The organism is Leucobacter sp. UCMA 4100, from assembly GCF_027853335.1.
In the GTDB taxonomy this organism is placed as follows: Bacteria; Actinomycetota; Actinomycetes; order Actinomycetales; family Microbacteriaceae; genus Leucobacter_A.
Genome location: NZ_JAFEUS010000002.1, coordinates 2,169,349 through 2,190,756 on the forward strand (window position 1 = coordinate 2,169,349; position 21,408 = coordinate 2,190,756).

Below are 21,408 nucleotides of genomic sequence, written 5' to 3' on the forward strand. Positions count from 1 at the left end.
CGCCATGGCGACCCTTATTACCGGCATTGCCGAGCTCACGACGAACGACCCCGAGCACGGGGGCCGGCTGAACGACGCCGCGCTGGTGATTGACGATGAGCGTGTCGCCTGGGTTGGCTCTGCCTCCCAGGCGCCCGCCGCCGACGAGCGAGTTGACGTGGGCGGGCGGGCCTTGCTGCCTGGCTGGGTTGACTCGCACACGCACATGGTGTTTGCGGGCGACCGTACGGCAGAGTTCGAGGCGCGCATGGCCGGCGAGGCGTATGCCGCAGGCGGCATTAACCACACGGTGAATGCCACGCGGGCGGCGAGCGAGGCTGAACTCGAGGCGAATCTTGAGCACCTTTCGCTCGAGGCGCTCAAACAGGGCACCACGGTTCTCGAGACCAAAACTGGCTACGGGCTTACGGTGGCCGACGAGGTTCGATCCGCCAAGATCGCGGCGCGTCACGTCGACGCGGTGACCTTTCTCGGGGCGCACGTTGTGCCAGAGGGCTCAGACTCGGCCGAGTATGTCGACCTCGTGACGGGTGAGATGCTGGGCGCCGTGGCACCCTACGTGAGTGCCGTCGACGTGTTCTGCGAGACCGGGGCATTCGACGAAGCTGAGACGCGCCGCATTCTCGAGAGCGCAGGCAAGGCTGGCCTCGAGACCCGCGTGCACGGCAATCAGCTCGGGCACGGCCCCGGCGTGCGTCTCGCGGTCGAGTACGGGGCCCTTAGCGTCGATCACCTCGGCTTTCTCACCGACGACGATATTGCGGCGCTCGCCGCCTCCTGGCAGGGTGGCGCCCGCGGCACGGTCGCGACGGTGCTGCCCGCCTGCGACCTCTCGACGCGCATGCCGCTCGCTCCGGCGCGGGCTCTTGTTGACGCGGGAGCGCGTCTCGCGATCGCCTCGAACTGCAACCCCGGTACCTCGTTCACGCAGTCGATCGGCTTCTGCGTCGCGACTGCCGTACTGCAGATGAAGCTGACGATCCGCGAGGCTGTCGAAGCGGCAACCCTTGGCGGCGCTATCGCGCTCGGCATGCACGAAGACGGGTGGATCGACGCGCGCGGCACACGCCAGCCGCGCGTCGGCTCGCTCGGGGTCGGTGCCCGCGCCGACATGCAACTGCTCGATGCACCGTCCATTACCCACCTTGCTTACCGCCCGGGTATGCCCCTCACCGCCGCCGTGTGGCGCAGGGGAGCGCTCGTGAGCGGTGCTATTCCGGGCCTGGCCTAGCCAGAGCACAACACCGGGCCTGGGCCTCGCGCTTTGCGGGGCCCAGGCTTTTTTCTGGAAAGCCAGAACTCTCGCGCGGGGTGGCGGGGTGTTCTCCTGCGTAAGGCTCGCGTAGCGTGAGTGACATGATGACAGGTTCCCGAGACGAGGCGCCCCGCCGCCCGCTCAAATTATTTACCGGGTTGCTCCACCTTGCGAGCCTCGGTGTTGTTGGCACGGTCGCCGTGACGGTGCTCTTCACCATGCTCGCGACGGGTATCGGGCTCGTGCCGGTCTTGGGCATCGGTCTCCTCATTCTTATCGGCGTGGTCTATGGCCTCTTCGGAGCCGCATGGTTTGAGACGCGCAGGGTTGCGGGCCTCTACCGAATGAACGTCACCGATCTCAGCTTCGCTGAGCAGCGCGCGCCGGGTTTTGGCGAGTACCTGAAAATGCTGTGGCGTCAGTCGATCAACGGCAGAATGTGGCGGGCGCTCGCAAACCTCACGATCGGCAGCATCCTTGGTCTTGTCGAGCTACTGCTGATGCAAGAAGTTGTGCGCCAGCTCTTGAGCTTCCCGGCGGCCGAAGCAAGGGTCTTTGGCATTCCGACGAACATGCCCAATCACTGGGGCATCACTCTCGGTTCGATTGCTTTCTCGATCGTGGGTATCGTTCTCGTCGGGCTGTTGCACCGCACGGTGAGCATCGCGATCATCGACGGTGGCGCGAACGAGGCGCAGTTGCGCGATCAAGTGCGCAGCACCGAGCAACAGCGCGAGGGAGCGATGCGTGCGGCCGACGTCGAGCGTACCCGCATTGAGCGCGACCTTCACGACGGGGTGCAGCCGCGCCTCGTGTCAATCGGCATGACCCTTGGGCTCGCCAAAGACACGATCGAATCGAACCCCGACGCGGCAAAGCAACTTATCGATGAGGCCCACACCTCGACGAAGGCCGCGGTCACCGAACTGCGGCAGCTGGCCCGAGGCATTCACGCCTCGGTGCTCGACGACCGGGGTCTTGACGCTGCGCTCTCGGCGCTCGCCGCAAGGTCGCATATCCCGGTGTTTCTCGACTCACGCATCGAAGGCTCGGCCATCTCGCGCGAGGCGCAAACCGCGGTGTACTTCGCGGTTGCCGAGGCGCTCACGAATGCGGCGAAGCACTCGCTGGCGGGCGAGACGCGCGTGACCCTGCGGGTGCGCGCCACCGAGACCGGGGCTCAGTACCTTTGGGCTCGAGTTGAAGATAACGGGGTCGGGGGAGCCACGGTGCAGCCGGGTGGCGGCCTCGATGGCATCATCAATCGTATTACCGCTGCGGGCGGATCCACCCGCATTGATAGCCCAGGCGGAGGCCCGACAACAATCGAGGTGAGCGTTCCATGCGCATCATAATCTGTGAAGATTCGGTCTTGCTCCGCGAGGGCCTCGTGCGGTTGCTTGAACACGTCGGGCACGAGGTTGTTGCTGCGCTTCCTGATGCGGCCGAGCTCATGGAGCACGTTTCACGCCTCGAGCCAGAGCTCTGCATTCTTGACGTTCGCATGCCGCCGACGTTCACCGATGAGGGTATTCGCGCCGCGCTCGAACTGCGCAGGAACACTCCTGAGCTTCCTATTCTCGTTCTCTCTCAGTACGTTGAGGAGCGCTACGCGAGCGATCTCATTAGCGCCCCGGGTGGCGGGTTTGGCTATCTGCTCAAAGATCGTGTCGCCGACATGAGCGACTTTGTCGACGCAATCGAACGCATTGCGGCAGGCAGAGACGTGCTCGACCCCGAGGTTGTCGCTCAGCTCCTGAGCCGCAGTCACCGCGACGCGCGCCTACAGCACCTCAGTGAGCGCGAACGTGCCGTTCTTGCAGCGCTCGCCGAGGGCAAATCAAACCAAGCCATCGCGGCGCAGCTCTTCCTCTCAGAGGCGAGCATCGAAAAACACATCACCTCAATCTTTCAAAAACTGGGTCTGTCGGCCGATGAGTCGGGCAACCGACGCGTGCTTGCAGCCATTGCTCACATTGAAATTGTTGGCCTACCGCATCGCGGCACTGGCCCCCAGACAGGAAACCAGTCATGACGCAGGAGACCAGACCCTCAGCAGCCTCACAGACCATCTCGATCGTGATGGCGGCCCTTGGCGGCCTCATCGTGCTGATGCTCATCGCAACCACGGCGGTCACCTCGTTCTTTGTGACCTATGAGGGAAGCAGCACGATGGGTGAGCAGACGGCAGTTATGGCAACCGGTGGCATCCGCGAGCTATACGTTGATGCGGCAGCGGCCGAGATGAACATTGAGTTCGGTGCCGTGGCCGAAGCCACGCTCGACGTGCACGGTCGGGAAGAGGCAAACTGGCGTCTTGAGCGCTACGGCAACACCCTCGAGGTTGCGCACGAGCGCTCTTTCTTGGATCCCTTTGTCTGTCTCTTTGGGTGTACAAAACCTTCGACTGAGCTCACCCTGACTTTGCCGAGCGAGCTTGACGGAACGCTCGACGCCGAGGTCATCCTTGGCGCGGGCGACCTTACTGTGAACGGCTCGTTCGTAGAGCTCGAGATTGACGTGAGCGCGGGCAACGCCTGGGTGAAGGGCGAAGCGCGTCGAATCGATGCGACGCTCGGTGCAGGCAACATCGACTTTGACGTCGAGGGCGTCATCGAGGCATCACTCGACATTGCCGCGGGCACGGCCCAAGGGCAGTTCACCGGCGAGGCGCCCCGAGAGATTGAGATCGAGGTGAGCGCGGGAAGCCTTGACCTGGCGCTGCCCGATGCTCGCTATGCGACGATGAGCGACGTGGCAGCCGGGAACGTGAGTAACCTGCTGCACGAGGATTCGGCCTCGAAGAACCGCATCGAGATTGACGTTGCCATTGGCAGCGTCACGCTGAAGCCGCTCAATCGGTAACGGGCTGCGCGGCCGGCGTGCGGCCGTGTATTCGGGCCGAGAGCGTCGCCGCCGTCTCGATGACCTCGGCCGCGAGACGAGGGTACTCGTCGGTGCCGTGGTCGCGATCGGCAAACGTCACCGCGACCGCTGCGATCGGCCAGCCACGGTGATCGACGACCGATGCGGCGACCGACGAGATGCCCTCGGTCACCGATCCGCGTTCAACGGCGTAGCCCCTCGTCACGGTCTCGTCGAGCACGCTTCGCAGCTCTGAATATTTCGTGATGGGGTATTCCCGCGTGTGAGCCGACACGAATGATTCGGCGTTCGGAAAGAGCGCGCGAGCCTGCGCTTTCGGGAGTTGTGAGAGGATCGCCCTGCCGCTCGCCGTCGCCGGCATCGGAAGGCGAACGTTGACGTCGGTCACGAGGGAGGGCGTGCCGGGGTAGCGCTCTTCGATGATGTACAACACGTCGCGCCCGAGCGGAACCGCGAGGTGCCCGCTCATGCCAAGCTGCTCAACGAGGGTGGCAATGAGCGGCCGCCCAAGTCTCGCGAGCGGCTCTTGCCGACCGTAGGCCGAGCTCAGCTCGACCGCGGCGATGCCGAGCCCGTAGCGGCGCTCCTCGGGCAGGTGCATGACGAAGTCGTGCTCGAGCAGCGTCGCGAGAAGGTGGTACGTCGTCGATCTCGGGATCCCGAGCTGCGCTGCGATGACGCTCGCTGGCAAGGGACCCCGAGATCGGGCGAGTAAGAGCAGAATGCGCAGCGTTTGGTCAGAGGCGGGAACCTTTGGCTGCTGCTTGGTCATACGGTGATCTTACTCGGTACTTACGGCGCTATCGTCTGGTATTGCAGACGCTTACCGCAGGTCGCCCGTGACGCTCTCAACGGTCTCAAGGACCTTGCCGGTGACAACGAGCGTGTGCGCGCTGTCGATGTCTGGTGAGAGAAAACCGTCGGTGTCGGGAGTGGCGATAACGCTGCGGAAGAGGCTGTGCAGGGCGGCGGTCGCCGGTCCCGGCGTGCCCGCAACAGACCCGTCGGCCTCGCTCGGTCGCGCCCTGAAGTCGAGGGCGCGGGTCGATGCGAGCAGCTCGATCGAGAGCACTCGGCTCAGGCCGTCAACGGCCTTGCGAAGCTTCCTGGCTGCCGACCAGCCCATCGAGACGTGATCTTCTTGCATGGCCGAAGAGGGAATCGAGTCGACCGATGCGGGAACGGCGAGGCGCTTGAGTTCAGAGACGATGCCGGCTGCGGTGTACTGGGCGATCATGAGGCCTGAGTCGAGGCCCGGGTCAGCCGCGAGGAAGGGCGGCAGACCATGGTTGCGCGCGACATCAAGAAAGCGGTCGGTGCGGCGTTCAGAGATGCTCGCGAGGTCGGCGACAGCGATCGCGAGAAAGTCGAGCACGTACCCGACCGGTGCGCCGTGGAAGTTGCCGTTCGACTCGACGCGGCCGTCGTCGAGCACGACGGGGTTGTCGACCGCCGAGCGCAGCTCGGTCTCAGCGACACGGCTCGCGTGAGCCGCGGTATCGCGAACCGCGCCGTGCACCTGCGGTGAACAGCGCAGCGAGTAGGCATCTTGCACGCGGCTAAACGAGCCCTCCTGCGCACGCGAGATGAGCGAGGACTCCTCGAGAATGCGGTGCATGTTTGCGGCCGAGTTGCCCTGCCCCTCATGAGGGCGGATCACATGAAGCTCGGGCGCGAACACCGCGTCGGTCCCGCGCAGCCCCTCGACGCTTGCCGCCGCGGCGATATCGGCCACGCGCGTGAGTGCCGCGATATCGGTGAGCGCGAGGCAGAGCATGCCGAGCATGCCGTCGGTGCCGTTGATGAGGGCGAGGCCCTCCTTCTCTTCGAGCACGATGGGGGTGATGCCGTGCTTCGCGAGCAGGTCACCCGAGGGGTGCAGCTCGCCGTGCTCGTCGCGTGCATTGCCTTCACCCATGATCGTGAGTGCGCAGTGCGCGAGTGGTGAGAGGTCGCCCGAGCAGCCGAGTGAGCCGTACTCGTGCACGACCGGGGTGATTCCGGCGTTGAGCACGTCGACGTAGGCCTGAGCGGTCTCGAGCCGTGCCCCGGTGTGACCCGAGGCGAGCGTGTTGAGGCGAAGAAGCATGAGTGCGCGAACAACCTCGCGTTCGACCTCGGCGCCCGATCCTGCAGCGTGTGAGCGCACGAGGCTGCGCTGCAGCTGGCGGCGCTTCTCGGCCGGAATTTGCACGTTCGCGAGTGCGCCAAAGCCGGTCGAAATGCCGTAGTGGGGGTTGGTGTCGCCCGCGAGTGATTCGACGACCTTGCGACTCCGGGTCATACGTTCGACCGCGCGATCAGAGAGCGTCACTGCTGCTCCGTGGCGAGCTACCGCGACAACGTCAGAAATCTGGAGGGGGGCATCGCCCAAAAGAATGTGCTGTGTCATGAACCGATCACAACATGAAACGGCCCCTTCTTTCGAGGGCTGAGCATCGAATTATGTCTGTAACCCCAGACAAGGCCGTGAATACCCTCGCAAAACGACACAGCGGGATGCTAGTCTTCGAACCATGTCACAGCCGCGTTTGAGTCACGATCCCCTTTGGCCCAGGGCGGGCGCCTTTGCCCCCCTCGACACCGAGAACGGTGCCGACATGACCATCGTCGGGGTGCCCACCTGGCGCACCTCGCTCTCGGCCACAAACGCCGGGGTTACGCCAGAAGCGGTGCGAGAGGCACTGAAACGCTACTCGACGCACTTCGTCGCGAGTGACGGCTCAGAGCGCCAAACTGTGCTCACCGACGAACTCACGATTGCCGACGCCGGTGACGTAGACGAGCCAGACCTTGATGAAGCGCTCGCGGCCCGGTACCTCTCTCAGATCGCCGAATTCTCAGGCCTCGTGCTCGCCATCGGAGGCGATAATGCTCTCACCGTTCCGGTCGCACTCGGCGTTGCCGGCGAGAAAGTCAACACCGCCGGCATCATTACCCTCGACGCCCATCACGACCTCCGCGAGGGCCGAAGCAACGGCTCGCCGATTCGTCGCCTCATCGAAGAGCACGGGTTTGACCCCTCGCGCATTGTGCAGATCGGCATTGCCGACTTCGCAAACTCTGCCCCGTACCGTGACTACGCAGAGCGCAAAGGCATCACGGTCATTCATCGCGATGAGCTGCACGAGCGAAGCATGGCCGACGTGATGGCCGATGCACTCAAGATCGCGGGGTCGGCCGGTGGCCCGATTCACGTCGACCTCGACGTTGATGTGTGTGACCGCTCGGTCGTGCCCGCTTGCCCCGCCTCGATTCCCGGCGGGCTTTCGGCCTACGAGCTACGTCAGGCCGCGCGCATTGCCGCGAGGCATCGTCAGGTGCGCTCCATCGATATCGCTGAGGTTGACGCCGAGGCCGACGCTGCCGATGGTCGCACGGTACGGCTCGCAGCGCTGCTCGTGCTCGAAGCTGCCGCGGGTATGACCGAGCGCTAGCGGCGGTTGCGCAGCATCTCGACAACACCGCCGACGAGCAGGATGAGTACGGCGCTCCAGATCGCGCCGTAGGTGATGAACTCACCCGGCGCGATGCGCTCACCAATAAGCATCGCCGCCACGACGAGGAGCGCCGGCTCAACATAGCTGAGCAGTCCAAAGAGGCTGATCGACAGGAGCTTCGACGCGAGAATATAGAGCCACAGGGCAACCGCTGCGAGGGCACTCACGAGCGGGGCAGTGATCCACAACCAAGGATTTTCGCGAAAAGCCTCGCCGCGAGCGAGCTCTTCGGCGACGATCCAGACGCCCACGGGCATGACGAGCAACAGCTCCCAGAGCAGCCCGCCGGTATTCGCCGTGCCGAGGCTTCGACGAAGCACAAAGTAGAGCGGGTAGCCGAGGCATACGGCCAGGGTCTCCCACGAGAAGCCGCCAACGCGCACGATCTCGAAGCTCACCCCAGCCGCGGCCACGGCCGTCGCGAGCCAGTGCCACCACGAGAGCGAGTCTCGGTACAGAAACCGCCCCACTATGACGAGAACGAGGGGCAGGAGGAAGTAGCCGAGCGCGACCTCGAGCCCGCGGCCATTGAGCGGTGCCCACGAGAACAGCCAAAGCTGCAGCGAAACGAGCAGGCCGCACGCGAGCACACCGAGCACGAGGAGTGGGCGTTGGGCGAACCGCTTCGCGATGTCGGTGAACAGCGACATCTGCCGTGAGAGTCGCAGAATGAGCCAGATGATCGGCGCGGTCACGAGCAAACGAATGCCCCACACCTGAAGGCCTCCAAGCGGGGCGAGGTACGGGGTAAGGAAGTAGATGGTGCCGAAGGCGAGCGAGGCAGCAAGGCTGACGAACACGCCTGACGACGAAGAACGAGTGTGAGCCATGGCGCTGCCCCCTGTGAACATAATGATGGCGGCGCCGCAAGCAAGATGCTGTGCAGCGCCGCCAGAAAAGCGGGTGGTGTGAGGTTAGAGGGTGAACGCGCCGATCGTCTCGCCGTATTGCGTTTCGCCGATCGGGGCAAAGCCCACGTTCAAGAAGAACTGTTCGGGGCCTGCATCACCCGGTTCGTAGATAACGGTGACGCGGTCGAGGCCGCGCTTGCGAGCCTCATCGAGGAGGGCGTTCACTGCGAAGGTGCCAACGCCCTCGCCCTGTACCGTCGCGTCAACGTTAATGCGCCACAGTGCAGCCTTGAAGTGGTCTTCGCTTGCCTCGTCATCAAAGTGGCCGTGAATGAAGCCGACCACACGGTCGCCATCGAGCACGACTCGTTGCCATGCTGATTCGGGCGTCGTCACAGCGGCAACCGCTGCGTATGAGACTGGGCTCACAAACTGTTCTTGACCCGGTTTCAGGCCGAGCTTGTTGACAGCAACGATGGTTGCCGCAGACAGTTCCTCGATCTTGTAGTCACTCATGAATACAGGCTAGCGTGCATCTCGAATTGTGCAACCGATATGACACTGAATCGTGACAATTCCTTCGCTGCTGGCCCTGCCGAGTTATCTTGATGTCGAGATACCTTTGTGTTTCGGGTAAGATGCTGTACGAGAGTGTGCCCGTGGGCTGTGCTGCCACGGATTGAGCGCGAAAAGCCACAGCAGAGACGGAGAAAACGTGTCGAAGATCACAGTAAAGGGAACCGTAGTCGAGCTTGACGGCGACGAGATGACCCGCATCATTTGGCAGTTCATTAAAGACCGCCTTATTCACCCTTACCTCGATATCAACCTCGATTACTACGACCTCGGTATCGAGCACCGCGATGAGACCAATGACCAGGTCACCATTGACGCGGCGAACGCTATCAAGAAGCACGGTGTCGGCGTGAAGTGCGCAACGATCACCCCAGACGAGGCTCGCGTTGAAGAGTTCGGCCTCAAGCAGATGTGGAAGAGCCCGAACGGCACCATCCGTAATATTCTCGGTGGCGTTGTGTTCCGTGAGCCGATCATCATCTCGAACATTCCCCGCCTTGTTCCCGGCTGGAACAAGCCCATCATCATCGGCCGCCACGCTCACGGCGACCAGTACAAGGCAACCGACTTCAAGGCCGGCGCTGGCAAGGTGACGATCACTTACGAGCCAGCCGATGGCTCGGAGGCGCAGAAGTTTGACGTCGTGACCATCCCTGAGGGTGGCGGCATCATTCAGGGCCAGTACAACTTCAACGACTCGATTCGTGACTTCGCGCGCGCATCGTTCAAGTACGGTCTTTCACGCCAGTACCCAGTGTACCTCTCGACGAAGAACACGATCCTCAAGGCGTACGATGGCCAGTTCAAGGACATTTTCCAGGAGGTCTACGACCTCGAGTTCAAGGAGCAGTTCGACGCGCTCGGCCTGACCTACGAACACCGCCTCATTGACGACATGGTCGCATCGGCTATGAAGTGGGAGGGCGGCTACGTCTGGGCCTGCAAGAACTACGACGGTGACGTGCAGTCAGACACCGTTGCTCAGGGCTTCGGCTCGCTCGGCCTCATGACCTCAGTGCTCATGACGCCAGACGGCCAGACGGTTGAAGCAGAGGCAGCTCACGGCACCGTGACCCGTCACTACCGCCAGCACCAGCAGGGCAAGCCCACCTCGACGAACCCAATCGCGTCGATCTTCGCTTGGACCCGCGGGCTCATTCACCGCGGCAAGCTCGATGAGAACCAGGAGCTCATCGACTTTGCGAACACGCTCGAAGATGTTGTCATCAAGAGCGTTGAGTCGGGCAAGATGACCAAGGATCTCGCCCTGCTCGTTGGTGCAGATCAGGAATGGCAGACCACCGAAGAGTTCCTCGCAACGATCGACGAGAACCTTCAGGCACGCCTCGCTTAACCGCGAACTCTCATAACGGTTCAGGGCCGGCTTCTTCTCACGAAGAGCCGGCCCTGAATCGTTGTAGGGGGCACTCGCTGCGGGGTTTGCTAGGCGATCGCCGCCGCAATGAGGCCAGCGATGCCAAGCCCTCCAAGCGTGAGCAAGACCGCCGCGACGAGTTGCCCGACGCCCGTGATGAGCGCGGGCCACCACTGCCGTTTGCTGATGAGCTCGAAGGTGCGAAGGCTTGCGGTACTGAACGTGGTGTAGCCGCCGAGAAAACCCACGGTGAGCACGAGGCTGAGCCCTTCGGGCAGCAGCGGTGCGAGGCCGAGCACGACGCCGATCACGAGCGAGCCCGAGAGGTTCACAATGAGGAGCGCGAGCGGGGTAGCGCCCTTGCCGGGTATCGACGAGTCGAGGAGAAATCGCGCAATGGCCCCGACTCCGCCCGCAGCTGCGATCGTAGCGAGCCCCCAGACACTCATGATGCGACTTTCTTGCCGGTCATGACGGTGCCGAGCGCGAGGCCCAGGCCTGAAGCGATAAGCCCGCCGAAGAGCGTGGCAGCAAGGTAGCCGATGGAGGCGACGGGGGAGACCTGAGCGCCAATCGTTAACGCTTGCACGCTCAGTGCGCTGTACGAGGTGAACCCTCCCAGAAGTCCGACGCCGAAGAACGCTTGCAGGTGAGCTGCGCCGGGCGAGAACCGGGGTTTGAGTAGCGCCGTGAGCATTCCGAGCAGCAGGGCGCCACTGAGATTCACTGCCAGCAGGGCAACTGGCTCGTGCGCGTCGAAGTCTATCGTGATGACGGCGCGGGCGAGGGTCCCGAGCGCTCCGCCGAGGCCCACGAGCGCCACCTTTGTGCCGGTGATGGTGCGGCTCAAGACTCAGCAGCCCAATCAAAACGAATGTCGGTCTCGGTGAGCAGCTCGGTGAACTGCTCGGCGTTCATTGGGCGGTTGAGGAAGAAACCCTGCGCCTGGTCGCACCCAGAGTTCATGAGAAAGCGTAGCTGTTCTTGCGTTTCAACGCCCTCGGCCAGCGCGTTGAGGCCGAGCGCATGCGCCATTGAAATCGCGGCCTGCATGAGTGCGTCTTCCTGCCGTGAGTGACCGATGCTCTGGGTAAACGACTGGTCGATTTTGAGCGTGTCGACGTTGAAGTGCTTGAGGTAGCTGAGGCCCGAATATCCCGTGCCAAAGTCATCGATGTAGATTTTGACACCGAGCCGCCGAATGGCATCAATGGTGTGTGAGACCTGCGCCAGATTTTCGATGAGCGAGGTCTCGGTCAGTTCGAGACTGAGCAAGAAAGGGGAGCAGCCGGTCTCTTCGAGTAGCCTCGCCACGGTGTCGGCGAAACCAGGATCGACGATCTGCTTTGCTGACACATTGACCGAGATGGGTACGGCGCCGTAAGAGTCATCGCTCCATTTCGCAACCTGGGCACAAGCGTTGCGCAGCACCCACTCGCCGATGGGTACGATGAGTCCCGATTCTTCGGCATAGGGCAAGAAGACCGAGGGAGAGACGAGACCGAGCTTTTGTGACCGCCAGCGAAGCAGCGCCTCGCAGCCCGAGAGCGAGTGCAGTCGCAGGTCATAGACGGGTTGGAAGAGAAGCTCGAGCCCCTCGCCCTCTGCGGCATGAGACAGCTGTGATTCGAACTGTCGCCGCTCCTCTTCGAGCCTGCCGTAGGCCTGCGAGTACCGTGATACGCGCCCGCCCGAGGTCTCTTTGGCTTGCTGCAGGGCGAGCATCGCTGCCGAGACCAGGTCGTTTGCGCCGTCACCGTCGTGGGGGTAAAAACTGAGGCCGGCCGAGGCGCTGACGGTGACGGGAACACCGTCGATGAGCGCCTCTTCTGAGAGCGCATCGACGATCTCCTGTGCGAGGTCGTGCACCCAGTGCTCTGACGAGTACTCGGTCAGTACCATGAACTCGTCTTCGCCGTGGCGGCAGGTGGGGCGCTTACTCCCGACAATGCGCAAAATGGTTTCAGCGCTGTGGTGCAGTACCCGGTCGCCAAATGCGTGCCCAAACTGCTCGTTGAGTCTCGAAAAACGATCAAAGTCGATGACGATGAGCGCGAAGGGTGCGTTTTCGCCTGAACTGCGCAGTCGGTGTTCGATGGTCGCGAACATCGCCGAGCGGTTCATGAGGCCGGTGACGGGGTCATGCGACTCGAAGAAGTTGCGCTGATCTTCAGCGGTCTTGAGATCGGTTCTGTCGCGGTAAATGATGAGCTGGCCGTGAAATGCACCGTGCTCATCGAGAACGGGAGTGCTCATGCCGACCATGGTGAGGCCGTTCTTGAGCGAAACGCACTGCGACCGGGTGTGAGAGTCGTTTTCTGGCGGAATCGTGTGCAAGAACGGGATGACCGATGGATCATCAACGAGCCTCGACAGGTGTTCTCGCCTGGCAACACCGGAGCCTTCAACCGTGAGTTCTGGTGGCAGGGACCACATCTCGACGAACCGCTCGTTCATGAGTATAGCTTCGCGGTTGCGGTCGAGCACGATAACACCGTCTTGAGAACTGTTCACGATTGCTCTAAGCATCGACGCCACCATCGTGTGGGGCAGTGCATCCCACTGGGGTAGGTGGGCTTGGTGAACGGTCATCAGGGTCGTGCTACAGGCTTGCAGCTATTTCTCTGAACACAGCAATGAGCGCTTGCTCGTCTTGCTCCGCGCCGTGATCACTGTTTTTCGCGATGACGACATTGTGCTTGCGGTTCACATAGATGTACTGGCCGTAGACGCCGAGCGCGGTCATGTCTTCGTGCTCTTCGTGGCCGCTTGGGTGCCACCACTGGGCTGCATAGCCCCACGTGTGGTTCTCGGTCTCGATGAGGTCGACCGGCGTGGTGATGCGTTCGATCCACGCTTTGGGCACGATCTGTTTGCGCCCGACTTTGCCCTTGTTGGCAACGAGGAGGCCGATCTTGAGGAAATCTCTGGTTGAAGCGTTGAGCCCCATGAAGCCCTTTTCGAGACCGTCGTCGCCATCAAGGCTCCAGGTTGCGTCATCGAGCATTCCGAGCGGATCCCAGAGTCGGCGACGCACGATATCAGCGAGGGGCTCACCCTCGACTCGGGCAACGATCATCGAAAGGAACTGCGTATCGACCGAGCGGTAGTCGCTGACCGTTCCTGGCACGGCGAAGGTGCTGCGCGAACGCATGAGGTAGTTTGCAACGTCGGTCGTGGTCATCATGCCGCCAACGCCCGAGTACGCCTTCCACTCAACGTATTCTTCGGGAAGGTCGATGCCCGAGCGCATGTCGAGCAGGTGCCCTACGGTGATGGCGTCGAATGGGCCGCCGGTTTGATACTCGGGCATCACCTCGACAAGACGGGTGTCTTCTGTGAGCTTCTTTTCGCCGATGAGTTGGCCTGTGATGAGGCTCACGACCGACTTCGCTACCGACCATGACGACTGAGGGGTAGCCACGGTGTAGCCGTCTCGGCACCACTCGTGAACAACGACACCGTCTTTGGCGACCATGAAGGTATTCGTCTCGGTTTCGCGAAGTACCTGGTTGAGGCCCTGGTGTGTCCCGCGCCATTCAACGACTCGGTCAAGCGGCGTGAGGTTCTTTGGAGTCTCGGTTGGGTTGTCTGCCCTGCGGAGCCTTCTCAGTGCAAAAAGTGGGCCAACGAGTGAGTTCGGCGTTGCCAAGTATTTCGCAAGGAACACGGGGCTTTGGAAGCTATTCTTTTTGGCGTATAAAGCCAAAGCGCCGACGCTGGCGCCCACCGCTGTCGCGGTGCCGAAGAGGAACTTGCCGAGTGTGCCTTGATCGTTCTTGCCCATATCGAAAGACTACCCTTTTGCGCCTTGCTCTGCACTGTGTATTGGCCAAATGTGGCCGTTCGCGTTCTCTGAAAGCGGTGATATCGACTCACCCCGCGCAAGAAAAACGAGAAAATACTCTCTCGCAATGACGGCAGCGTCGCTTGGGTTCGTTGATCATGGCGCAATTGCGGTGTTCTCGGCACGTGTCTTGAAGGCCATAGACCATGGTTTAAAAACCGTGAGGAATCGCTGGTCGCCATGCTGGCAAACTCACCCGGGCGGCGTGACGGGCGGTCCTTTTATGGCAGAACTAATGAAGCTTGCGCAGGAGGATTGGTGCCTGTTCGTTGTGTAGCGTTGCGCCGCAAATGTTCGAGGCGCAAGATGCGAAGGGTTAGCTCGCTTGCTCTTCTGCGTTGTCCCACCACACGGGAAGAACGTAGTCAGTGAGCTGGAGAGCGAGGTTGATATCTCGGGGCGCTGGGAGGGCAAGCCACTGTGAAAACACCCTGACGAGTGCGTCGGTGAGCGCGCGAATGGTGATCCGGGTGAACGTCTCGTCGTCGAGCTCGGTCATGTTTACCGGGAGTGAGATGACCTGGGCGTTGCACAGTGACACCAGAACAGAAGCGAGGTGTGAAGAGAGTGCCTCGGTCACAACAACTCCCGAGCTGTCGTTCATTCTGCGGTAGAGCTCTTCTCTCGTTTCGAAGTAGTCGAGAAGCTCAACGATCGCATCATGCTGCGAGAACGGCTCTTGCCCAATCGCCTCGGTGTCGCCATGCAGGCGTGAGAGCTCGGCGGTGACCGCTTGCCTGAGGAGCTGCTCTGGTGAGTCAGCGTGCTCGTAGACGGTAGAGCGGTGTACCCCCGCAACTCGAGCGAGCTGGGTAACCGAGATGGTGTCCGGGCGCTGAGAGGCGGCGAGCGAGAGAATCGCTTCGTGCAACCGCCCCTGAGAGCGAAGAAAACGTGGGTCAATGTTCACCCACCTTATTATTCCGGCAGTTCATGAATGGAACCTGTTTGTACATTTGTCGCTTAGCGCGTGTCGTCAGAAAAAGCCCAGAGCGGAGGGCCCGATTCGCAGAGTTCTTGAACGATCGTCACTGATGCCTGATGGGGGTCGATCCCAGCTGCTTCTCGCAGCAGCGTGATGGCCGGGGTCGTCATTCCGCCCATCCACCACGCCCATGCGGCGAGAGCAAGCACTCCCGGGCGCAATGCGTCGGGGGTGTGGGCTGCGACCTCGGTGAGTGTTTGCACTGTCGCTCGAAGCTGTGAGGGCTCAAGCCGTTCGCTCGAAAAGAGTTTCAGACGTTTCACGACGGTTGGGCGTGTTGTTTTCGCGTCGTCTTGAACGAACTCAAGGAAGGTTTGCGCGAGGTCATCGTCGACGGTGAGCGGCTCCCCAACACCACCGGCAGCGATGAGGAGCACCGGTGTGAGCCAGGTCTCGAGCTCGGAGCGTGTGTGAACGAACGAGGCAGTTTCTTGTGCGGTGCCGGGGCTCAGGCCCTCTGAGAGTGCCTGATGGCACTGTTGAAGCATGGCCTGCATGTGGTCGGCCGTGAGCGCCTTTGGTGGCACCGTCTCAGCGCGGGCTAAGGCCTGCCGCAATGCGCTCGCGAGCTTTGGCTGAGGGTGGGGGAGGCTACCGAGTTCTCTGAGTGGTTCTGGGGGTGAAAATCCCGTGAGGCCCTTGCGCTTAACGAACTGTGAGTGTGCAATCTCGGAGAGCGGGTTGCCGCCGCTGCTTGCTTCGGAAGACCGGTAGACGGCCCAGCCATCGCTTGCCACACATGCGAGCTCACGTACCGGGGTTCCGTGCATTTCGAGGGCCCTTTCGAGCCACATTGCCAGTAGCGCGTGAGGCGCCCCCGGTTGATTTGCGAAAGAATCGGAGCAATATGCGACTAGAGCCACGGCGCTGACCCATGGATGCTGTTCGATGAGTTCAAGCATGGCTCGGTCAAGCTGCGTCGACTCGAGCGGAACATCGGCTTGAGGCAAGTCGAAACGTGCCGCACTCTTGGCCTGTGAGCCTTCGAAGAGTGTAAGCACGATGCTGTCTTCTGGAACGTAGCCGAGCAATACGGGAAGAGAAGCGAGAAAATCTGCCGGGCTTTCGCATCGAACAACGGTTGGGGCGGGCGATGACTCTGAGCGTGAAGGTGTGTTCATGCGTTCAAGCTTGTTGGTCGGGAGCGTCCCGGCCGGGGTTACTCACAAGGGAGTCCGGTGTTGGGATGCGGGGAGCAGATGTGAACGGACAATCGTTGCCCGATGATCGCCTTGATCCGCCTCACGGGTTGTCGGAATGAGCTCTGTCGCAGTAGGGGTTCCCGGAAAAAGATGCGCTGAGAGCAGAAAAGTGTGGTATGTGGAAAGAAAGTTTGAGATGATCGTACACTGAGGTTTTTCTGGTTGCTCTGCCCTTGTTCGCTTGCTAATACAAAGGATTCCTTTGGCTCTTCTGACCATCCTTTTGCGCTACGCCAAACCCTATTGGAAATTTATTCTTGCTTCGGTGATTCTGCAGCTCGTGTCAGTCTTGGCCGCGCTGTGGTTGCCGAACCTCAATGCCCGCATTATTGACGAGGGCATTGCCGTCGGCGACACCGGCTTTATCTGGAGTACAGGCGGCATCATGCTGCTCGGGTCGCTGCTCCAGGTCGCTGCAGCGGTCTCGGCCGTTTACTTTGGCGCTCGTACCGCCATGGCCATTGGGCGTGATCTGCGACGCGATGTGTATCGCAAAGTCACCGACCTGTCGACACTCGAAGCGACGAGCTTCGGTGCCGGCACCCTCATTACGAGGGGCACCAATGACGTGCAGCAGGTGCAAATGCTTGCGCTGATGACGCTGAACTTCATGGTTTCAGCCCCGATCATGGCGGTCGGCGGTGTCATTATGGCGCTGCAAGAAGACGCCGGGTTGTCGTGGCTCGTCTGGCTCGCCGTCATTGCCCTCGCGGCCATTGTGAGCGTGCTCGTCTCTTTTCTCGTGCCGCTGTTTCGCACAATGCAAGACAAGATCGACCGCATCAACGGTGTGCTCAGGGAGCAGATCATGGGTATTCGTGTCGTGCGCGCTTTCGTGCGAGAGCCCTTTGAAACTGAGCGGTATCGCAAAGCTAATGCCGATATCACCCAGGTTTCGGTTCGGGTCGGCAACATCTTTGTGCTCATGTTTCCCGTCATCACGATCGTGCTGCACGCTGCCACCGGTGCGGTGCTGTGGTTCGGTGCGTTTAGGGTCAACGACGGCCTCATCGAGGTTGGCTCGCTGACCGCCTTCATGCAGTACCTCATCATGATTCTCACCGCCGTCATGATGGGGGTCTTCATGGTGATGATGATTCCGCGTGCCGTGGTGTGTTCTGAGCGCATCGATGAGCTTTTGCAAACCGAATCGTCGCAGAGCTTCGCAACGACCCCGAGCGTCGCAACGCCGACTGAAGGACGTATTGAGTTCGACGACGTCTCGTTTGGGTTTCCCGGAGCAGAACTCGACGTCATTAAGCGGGCCAACTTCGTTGCAGAGGCTGGCCAGACCACCGCGATCATCGGCTCGACCGGCTCGGGTAAAACGACATTGCTCGGCCTAATGCTCCGTCTCTTTGACGCGAGCCAGGGAACCATTCGTGTCGATGGGGCGCCCGTTGAAGCGCTCACTCAGGCGCAGCTTGCCAAGACCTTCTCGCTCGTACCGCAAAAACCATACCTTTTTGCCGGTACCGTCGCTTCGAATCTCAGGTTTGGTCATGCGGCAGCAACCGATGAAGAGCTCTGGGCGGCGCTCGAAACCGCCCAGGCGGCCGATTTCGTGCGAGAGATGACCGACGGGCTCGACGAAAGTATCTCGCAGGGCGGCACGAATGTTTCGGGTGGCCAGCGTCAACGACTCTCGATCGCGAGAACCCTCGTGGCACAGCCAACGGTGTACCTCTTTGATGACTCATTCTCGGCGCTCGATGTTACGACTGACGCCAAACTGAGGGCAGCTCTGCCAGAGGCGACAAAGGGCGCAACCACGATTATCGTGGCTCAACGAGTCTCGACGATTACCGAAGCCGACAAGATCATCGTGCTCGAAGACGGTGAAATTGTGGGGCAGGGAACCCACACCGAACTCTTGAAAACGAACGCTGTGTACCAAGAAATCGTGCAGTCACAGCTGGAAGCGGTTGAATCATGATGCGAAAGAAAGAGGCGTCAGCGACGAAGGCGCAACCCGAAGAAGTTATCGAGCTGCCTGACGATTATTCACCGAGCGGTGATGCAATGGAATTCGGTGGCCCCACAAAAAAAGCGAAGCACTTTTGGCCCTCGGCAAAGCGCATGATGGCGCTGCTCTGGCCCGAAAAGGCCAGGCTCGGTGTGATCGTTCTGCTCGTGATCGGGTCGGTTGTTTTCACGGTCATTGCACCCAAGGTGCTCGGTGCCGCGATCGACGTTATCTGGAATGGCTTTCGGGGCTCGGCTGGCATGGACTTCGCAAAGCTTGGCCAGCTGATTCTCGTCGTGCTCGCGCTGTATCTCGGTGCAGCAATGCTGATGTGGATGCAGGGCTACCTGCTCAACGGCCTCGTCATGCGCGTCGTGTACAAGCTGCGCCAAGACATTGAGGACAAGCTCAACAAGCTCCCACTCAAGTACTTCGACACACGCCAGCGTGGCGATGTGCTGTCTCGCGTCACGAACGATGTTGACAATATCCAGCAGGCGCTTCAACAGGGCTTCTCGCAGCTCATTGAAAACCTGTTGCTCCTCATCGGAATCACCGCCATGATGTTTGTGGTCTCGTGGCAGCTCGCGCTCATCACCCTCATCTCACTGCCACTGTCGGCCATCATCGCCGGAGTGCTCGGTGTGCGGGCGCAAAAGCTGTTCGTTGCGCAGTGGAAGCACACGGGCGACATGAACGGTCACATCGAAGAGTCGTTCACCGGTCATGAGCTCATTCGCATCTACAACCGCAACACCGAGATGTCAGAAGAGTTCAACGAGCGCAATGAGCGCGTTTTCGACGCCTCATATAAGGCACAGTTCATCTCTGGCGCAATGATGCCGGCGATGATGTTCGTGAACTACTTCGTGTACGTGCTCATTGCTGTCGTGGGGGCGATCCGCGTCACGAATGCCCAGATGACGCTTGGCGACGTGACTGCGTTCATTCAGTACTCTCGCGAGTTCCAGCAGCCGGTCAGCAGCATGGCAGGCATCGCCAACATGATGCAGTCTGGCGTGGCCTCTGCAGAGCGCACCTTCGAACTACTCGACGCCGAAGAAGAAGAGAACGACGCCGCGACCGAAGAGCTGCCCGCACGCGCCCACGGCAATGTCGTGTTTGAGAACGTCTCGTTTCGGTACGAGCCAGACGTGCCGCTCATCGAAGACCTTTCGCTCTCGGTATCGCCAGGGCAAACGGTCGCGATCGTTGGGCCGACGGGAGCGGGCAAAACAACGCTCGTGAACCTGGTGATGCGCTTCTACGAGCTCAACGGCGGGCGCATCACGATCGACGGAGTTGATATCACCGCTGTCTCACGGGCAGAGCTGCGCAGCCACGTCGGCATGGTGTTGCAAGATGCCTGGCTCTTCGACGGCACGATTCGAGAGAACATTCGCTACGGCAGGCTTGACGCTACCGATGACGAAGTCGTCGAAGCAGCGCAGGCCACGATGGTTGATCGATTCGTACGCCAGCTTCCCGAGGGATACGACACGCTGCTTTCTGAGAACGCTTCGTCGCTCTCGGCGGGCGAGCGGCAGCTCTTGACGATTGCGCGCGCGTTTATTGCTCAGCCATCACTGCTCATTCTCGACGAGGCGACGTCGTCAGTCGACACCCGAACCGAGATGCTCGTGCAGCAGGCGATGCAGGCACTTCGCGCCGATCGCACCTCGTTTGTGATTGCGCACCGCCTGTCAACGATTCGCGATGCTGACCTCATTCTCATGATGAAAAACGGCGAGATCGTCGAGCAGGGTAGCCACGAGTCGCTGCTGGCAAAGGGTGGCGAATACCACACGCTGTACCAGTCGCAGTTCGCTGGTGGTCACGAAGAAGAAAAAGATCAGTTAGACTAGATCATGCCCCTCACGTGGCACTACCTCGGTTAACTCCCCCAGGGCAGAAATGCAGCAAGGGTACCCGGGCTCTGGTGGGTGCGTGAGGGGTCTTTTCTTTGTGTGGCGCTGGTGGCCTCATGGTTGTCGGGGTAATGTGAGCCCATGACACGGTCTCAGAACCCGCCCGATCGCCTGCAGTGGCTCCCGGATCTTACAGAGACCCGATGGCTCGAACAAGCGATTGATGAGCGCTCTCCTGGGCTCGAGAGCACGGTGCCCGAGGGGTACGCGGCGCTCGTGCGCATCATGCACCCTTTCACCCGCTATGCCACCGATAGCACCGCGGAAGAAAGTGTTTCATGGACGAGTTTTGCCCAAACCTTCGAACTCGCAATGCGGCCAGACACACAGTCATCGCGATTGCTTCACGAGAGCGGCGTCGTCGAGCGAGACATGGAGAGTGCTGACCCGACGTACGGTGTGCCGAGCGTAGGGTCACTCGATGAGCCTCTTTTTCGCTCGCTGATGCAGGTGCTCGCTCGTTTTACGACAACCCCCGAAGCCGGCATCGCGGCGGTGTGGGAGGGCTACGGCGGTCTCGTCAGCGGCGGATCGGCCGAGATGCTCGTCGCATACGAGGAACCCGGCGAAGCCGTTGCGGAGGCAGACGAGGCGGCCTTTGCGCAGCTCAGCCATGCTGCTCATGAAGCGCTCATGGCGCCCGAGAGTGATGATTACGGGTTGCTTGGTGAGGAGATCGCGCGAGGGCCGAGGCTGCGCCTGCCGGGGCGCGACTACATCTGCTTCGAAGCCGCGCCACGAGACTTTGGTGACGCCTCGTGGCGGGAGCGTGCGCCCTGGGTTGATCACCGGTTTTTCGATGTCTCGCCACAAACGCCGAACCTGCTCTGGCCCATGGACCGGGCATGGTTTTTGGTGAGTGAAATCGACTTTGATTCGACACTCGTTGCCTGCTCGTTTGCCTGCGCTGAGGCGCTGGAACAGGCTGAGGGGCTCGAGTCGTATCGCATTGAGCGCGACACGATGATGTGGTGAACCGGGGAGCCGCACTGTTTCGTGGGCGAGAGCCGAACAACTTCAGCGAGTGTCAGAGGCTG

General features: G+C 61.2%; 20 protein-coding genes and 1 other RNA gene. 11 read left to right on the forward strand and 10 right to left on the reverse strand.

The window, feature by feature from the left end; translation table 11 throughout:
- Window positions 1–4: 4 nt before the first annotated feature.
- From hutI to JSO19_RS10080, 4 genes are all read left to right on the forward strand, one after another.
- Entirely contained in the window at window positions 5–1,231 is a 1,227-nt protein-coding gene (gene hutI, locus JSO19_RS10065; protein ID WP_270911506.1) for an imidazolonepropionase, read from the forward strand.
- A 125-nt stretch (window positions 1,232–1,356) separates the two neighbouring features.
- Window positions 1,357–2,610, forward strand: coding sequence for a sensor histidine kinase (locus JSO19_RS10070; protein WP_270911507.1), 1,254 nt, complete (start codon window positions 1,357–1,359; stop codon window positions 2,608–2,610).
- Window positions 2,598–3,290 (forward strand): response regulator transcription factor, encoded by a 693-nt coding sequence (locus JSO19_RS10075; RefSeq protein WP_270911508.1) that lies wholly within the window; start codon window positions 2,598–2,600, stop codon window positions 3,288–3,290. The genes JSO19_RS10070 and JSO19_RS10075 overlap by 13 nt, the downstream gene beginning before the upstream one ends.
- Complete coding sequence (locus JSO19_RS10080; RefSeq protein ID WP_270911509.1) at window positions 3,287–4,120, forward strand: hypothetical protein; 834 nt, start codon at window positions 3,287–3,289, stop codon at window positions 4,118–4,120. The genes JSO19_RS10075 and JSO19_RS10080 overlap by 4 nt, the downstream gene beginning before the upstream one ends.
- On the opposite strand, the gene JSO19_RS10085 is transcribed toward JSO19_RS10080, so the two are convergent.
- Together JSO19_RS10085 and hutH are read right to left on the reverse strand one after the other, a co-directional pair.
- Window positions 4,110–4,913, reverse strand: a complete 804-nt coding sequence (locus JSO19_RS10085; protein WP_270911510.1) for an IclR family transcriptional regulator — start codon at window positions 4,911–4,913, stop codon at window positions 4,110–4,112. The genes JSO19_RS10080 and JSO19_RS10085 overlap by 11 nt on opposite strands.
- A gap of 51 nt (window positions 4,914–4,964) precedes the next feature.
- On the reverse strand, window positions 4,965–6,533 hold the full coding sequence (hutH, locus tag JSO19_RS10090; RefSeq protein WP_270911511.1) for a histidine ammonia-lyase: 1,569 nt from the start codon (window positions 6,531–6,533) through the stop codon (window positions 4,965–4,967).
- Window positions 6,534–6,657: 124 nt separating this feature from the next.
- Between hutH and JSO19_RS10095 the strand changes: the two genes are divergently transcribed.
- Window positions 6,658–7,578 (forward strand): arginase family protein, encoded by a 921-nt coding sequence (locus JSO19_RS10095; protein ID WP_270911512.1) that lies wholly within the window; start codon window positions 6,658–6,660, stop codon window positions 7,576–7,578.
- Here JSO19_RS10095 and rarD read toward each other — a convergent pair.
- A complete protein-coding gene (rarD, locus tag JSO19_RS10100) occupies window positions 7,575–8,471 on the reverse strand; it encodes an EamA family transporter RarD (protein ID WP_270911514.1) in 897 nt (298 codons plus the stop codon). The two genes, JSO19_RS10095 and rarD, sit on opposite strands and share 4 nt — an antisense overlap.
- An 84-nt stretch (window positions 8,472–8,555) precedes the next feature.
- Window positions 8,556–9,008, reverse strand: a complete 453-nt coding sequence (locus JSO19_RS10105; protein ID WP_217135259.1) for a GNAT family N-acetyltransferase — start codon at window positions 9,006–9,008, stop codon at window positions 8,556–8,558.
- A 199-nt stretch (window positions 9,009–9,207) separates the two neighbouring features.
- Between JSO19_RS10105 and JSO19_RS10110 the strand changes: the two genes are divergently transcribed.
- A complete protein-coding gene (locus JSO19_RS10110; protein WP_270911517.1) occupies window positions 9,208–10,422 on the forward strand; it encodes an NADP-dependent isocitrate dehydrogenase in 1,215 nt (404 codons plus the stop codon).
- Window positions 10,423–10,511: 89 nt separating this feature from the next.
- On the opposite strand, the gene JSO19_RS10115 is transcribed toward JSO19_RS10110, so the two are convergent.
- The 4 genes from JSO19_RS10115 to JSO19_RS10130 are packed head-to-tail and all read right to left on the reverse strand — an operon-like array spanning window position 10,512 to window position 14,230.
- Complete coding sequence (locus JSO19_RS10115) at window positions 10,512–10,892, reverse strand: fluoride efflux transporter FluC (RefSeq protein WP_270911518.1); 381 nt, start codon at window positions 10,890–10,892, stop codon at window positions 10,512–10,514.
- Window positions 10,889–11,293, reverse strand: coding sequence for a fluoride efflux transporter FluC (locus JSO19_RS10120; protein ID WP_270911520.1), 405 nt, complete (start codon window positions 11,291–11,293; stop codon window positions 10,889–10,891). The genes JSO19_RS10115 and JSO19_RS10120 overlap by 4 nt, the downstream gene beginning before the upstream one ends.
- Entirely contained in the window at window positions 11,290–13,035 is a 1,746-nt protein-coding gene (locus JSO19_RS10125) for a putative bifunctional diguanylate cyclase/phosphodiesterase (RefSeq protein WP_270911522.1), read from the reverse strand. The genes JSO19_RS10120 and JSO19_RS10125 overlap by 4 nt, the downstream gene beginning before the upstream one ends.
- A gap of 10 nt (window positions 13,036–13,045) precedes the next feature.
- A complete protein-coding gene (locus JSO19_RS10130) occupies window positions 13,046–14,230 on the reverse strand; it encodes a serine hydrolase domain-containing protein (RefSeq protein ID WP_270911524.1) in 1,185 nt (394 codons plus the stop codon).
- 127 nt (window positions 14,231–14,357) lie between these two features.
- Here JSO19_RS10130 and JSO19_RS10135 point away from each other — a divergent pair, with 127 nt between their 5' ends.
- Complete coding sequence (locus JSO19_RS10135) at window positions 14,358–14,567, forward strand: hypothetical protein (RefSeq protein WP_270911525.1); 210 nt, start codon at window positions 14,358–14,360, stop codon at window positions 14,565–14,567.
- A gap of 39 nt (window positions 14,568–14,606) precedes the next feature.
- Here JSO19_RS10135 and JSO19_RS10140 read toward each other — a convergent pair whose 3' ends face one another.
- Together JSO19_RS10140 and JSO19_RS10145 are read right to left on the reverse strand one after the other, a co-directional pair.
- Entirely contained in the window at window positions 14,607–15,200 is a 594-nt protein-coding gene (locus JSO19_RS10140) for a TetR/AcrR family transcriptional regulator (protein ID WP_270911527.1), read from the reverse strand.
- 53 nt (window positions 15,201–15,253) lie between these two features.
- On the reverse strand, window positions 15,254–16,396 hold the full coding sequence (locus tag JSO19_RS10145) for a DUF4192 family protein (protein WP_270911529.1): 1,143 nt from the start codon (window positions 16,394–16,396) through the stop codon (window positions 15,254–15,256).
- 283 nt (window positions 16,397–16,679) lie between these two features.
- Here JSO19_RS10145 and JSO19_RS10150 point away from each other — a divergent pair, with 283 nt between their 5' ends.
- From JSO19_RS10150 to JSO19_RS10165, 4 genes are all read left to right on the forward strand, one after another.
- A complete protein-coding gene (locus tag JSO19_RS10150) occupies window positions 16,680–18,413 on the forward strand; it encodes an ABC transporter ATP-binding protein (protein WP_270911531.1) in 1,734 nt (577 codons plus the stop codon).
- Window positions 18,410–20,308, forward strand: a complete 1,899-nt coding sequence (locus JSO19_RS10155) for an ABC transporter ATP-binding protein (protein ID WP_442915686.1) — start codon at window positions 18,410–18,412, stop codon at window positions 20,306–20,308. Before JSO19_RS10150 ends, JSO19_RS10155 begins: the two co-directional genes overlap by 4 nt.
- A 1-nt stretch (window position 20,309) precedes the next feature.
- Window positions 20,310–20,406: signal recognition particle sRNA small type (gene ffs / locus JSO19_RS10160), an RNA gene on the forward strand.
- 46 nt (window positions 20,407–20,452) lie between these two features.
- On the forward strand, window positions 20,453–21,346 hold the full coding sequence (locus tag JSO19_RS10165; RefSeq protein ID WP_270911533.1) for a hypothetical protein: 894 nt from the start codon (window positions 20,453–20,455) through the stop codon (window positions 21,344–21,346).
- Window positions 21,347–21,408 lie beyond the last annotated feature (62 nt).

Bases quoted from the DNA above. Each gene is read 5' to 3' on its own strand.
- rarD (WP_270911514.1), bottom strand. From the start codon at position 8,471: ATGGCTCACACTCGTTCTTCGTCGTCAGGCGTGTTCGTCAGCCTTGCT.
- JSO19_RS10070 (WP_270911507.1), top strand. From the start codon at position 1,357: ATGATGACAGGTTCCCGAGACGAGGCGCCCCGCCGCCCGCTCAAATTA.
- JSO19_RS10145 (WP_270911529.1), bottom strand. From the start codon at position 16,396: ATGAACACACCTTCACGCTCAGAGTCATCGCCCGCCCCAACCGTTGTT.
- JSO19_RS10085 (WP_270911510.1), bottom strand. From the start codon at position 4,913: ATGACCAAGCAGCAGCCAAAGGTTCCCGCCTCTGACCAAACGCTGCGC.
- JSO19_RS10130 (WP_270911524.1), bottom strand. From the start codon at position 14,230: ATGGGCAAGAACGATCAAGGCACACTCGGCAAGTTCCTCTTCGGCACC.
- JSO19_RS10125 (WP_270911522.1), bottom strand. From the start codon at position 13,035: ATGACCGTTCACCAAGCCCACCTACCCCAGTGGGATGCACTGCCCCAC.
- JSO19_RS10155 (WP_442915686.1), top strand. From the start codon at position 18,410: ATGATGCGAAAGAAAGAGGCGTCAGCGACGAAGGCGCAACCCGAAGAA.
- JSO19_RS10105 (WP_217135259.1), bottom strand. From the start codon at position 9,008: ATGAGTGACTACAAGATCGAGGAACTGTCTGCGGCAACCATCGTTGCT.
- JSO19_RS10135 (WP_270911525.1), top strand. From the start codon at position 14,358: ATGACGGCAGCGTCGCTTGGGTTCGTTGATCATGGCGCAATTGCGGTG.
- JSO19_RS10080 (WP_270911509.1), top strand. From the start codon at position 3,287: ATGACGCAGGAGACCAGACCCTCAGCAGCCTCACAGACCATCTCGATC.
- hutI (WP_270911506.1), top strand. From the start codon at position 5: ATGGCGACCCTTATTACCGGCATTGCCGAGCTCACGACGAACGACCCC.
- JSO19_RS10165 (WP_270911533.1), top strand. From the start codon at position 20,453: ATGACACGGTCTCAGAACCCGCCCGATCGCCTGCAGTGGCTCCCGGAT.
- JSO19_RS10095 (WP_270911512.1), top strand. From the start codon at position 6,658: ATGTCACAGCCGCGTTTGAGTCACGATCCCCTTTGGCCCAGGGCGGGC.
- JSO19_RS10115 (WP_270911518.1), bottom strand. From the start codon at position 10,892: ATGAGTGTCTGGGGGCTCGCTACGATCGCAGCTGCGGGCGGAGTCGGG.
- JSO19_RS10075 (WP_270911508.1), top strand. From the start codon at position 2,598: ATGCGCATCATAATCTGTGAAGATTCGGTCTTGCTCCGCGAGGGCCTC.
- hutH (WP_270911511.1), bottom strand. From the start codon at position 6,533: ATGACACAGCACATTCTTTTGGGCGATGCCCCCCTCCAGATTTCTGAC.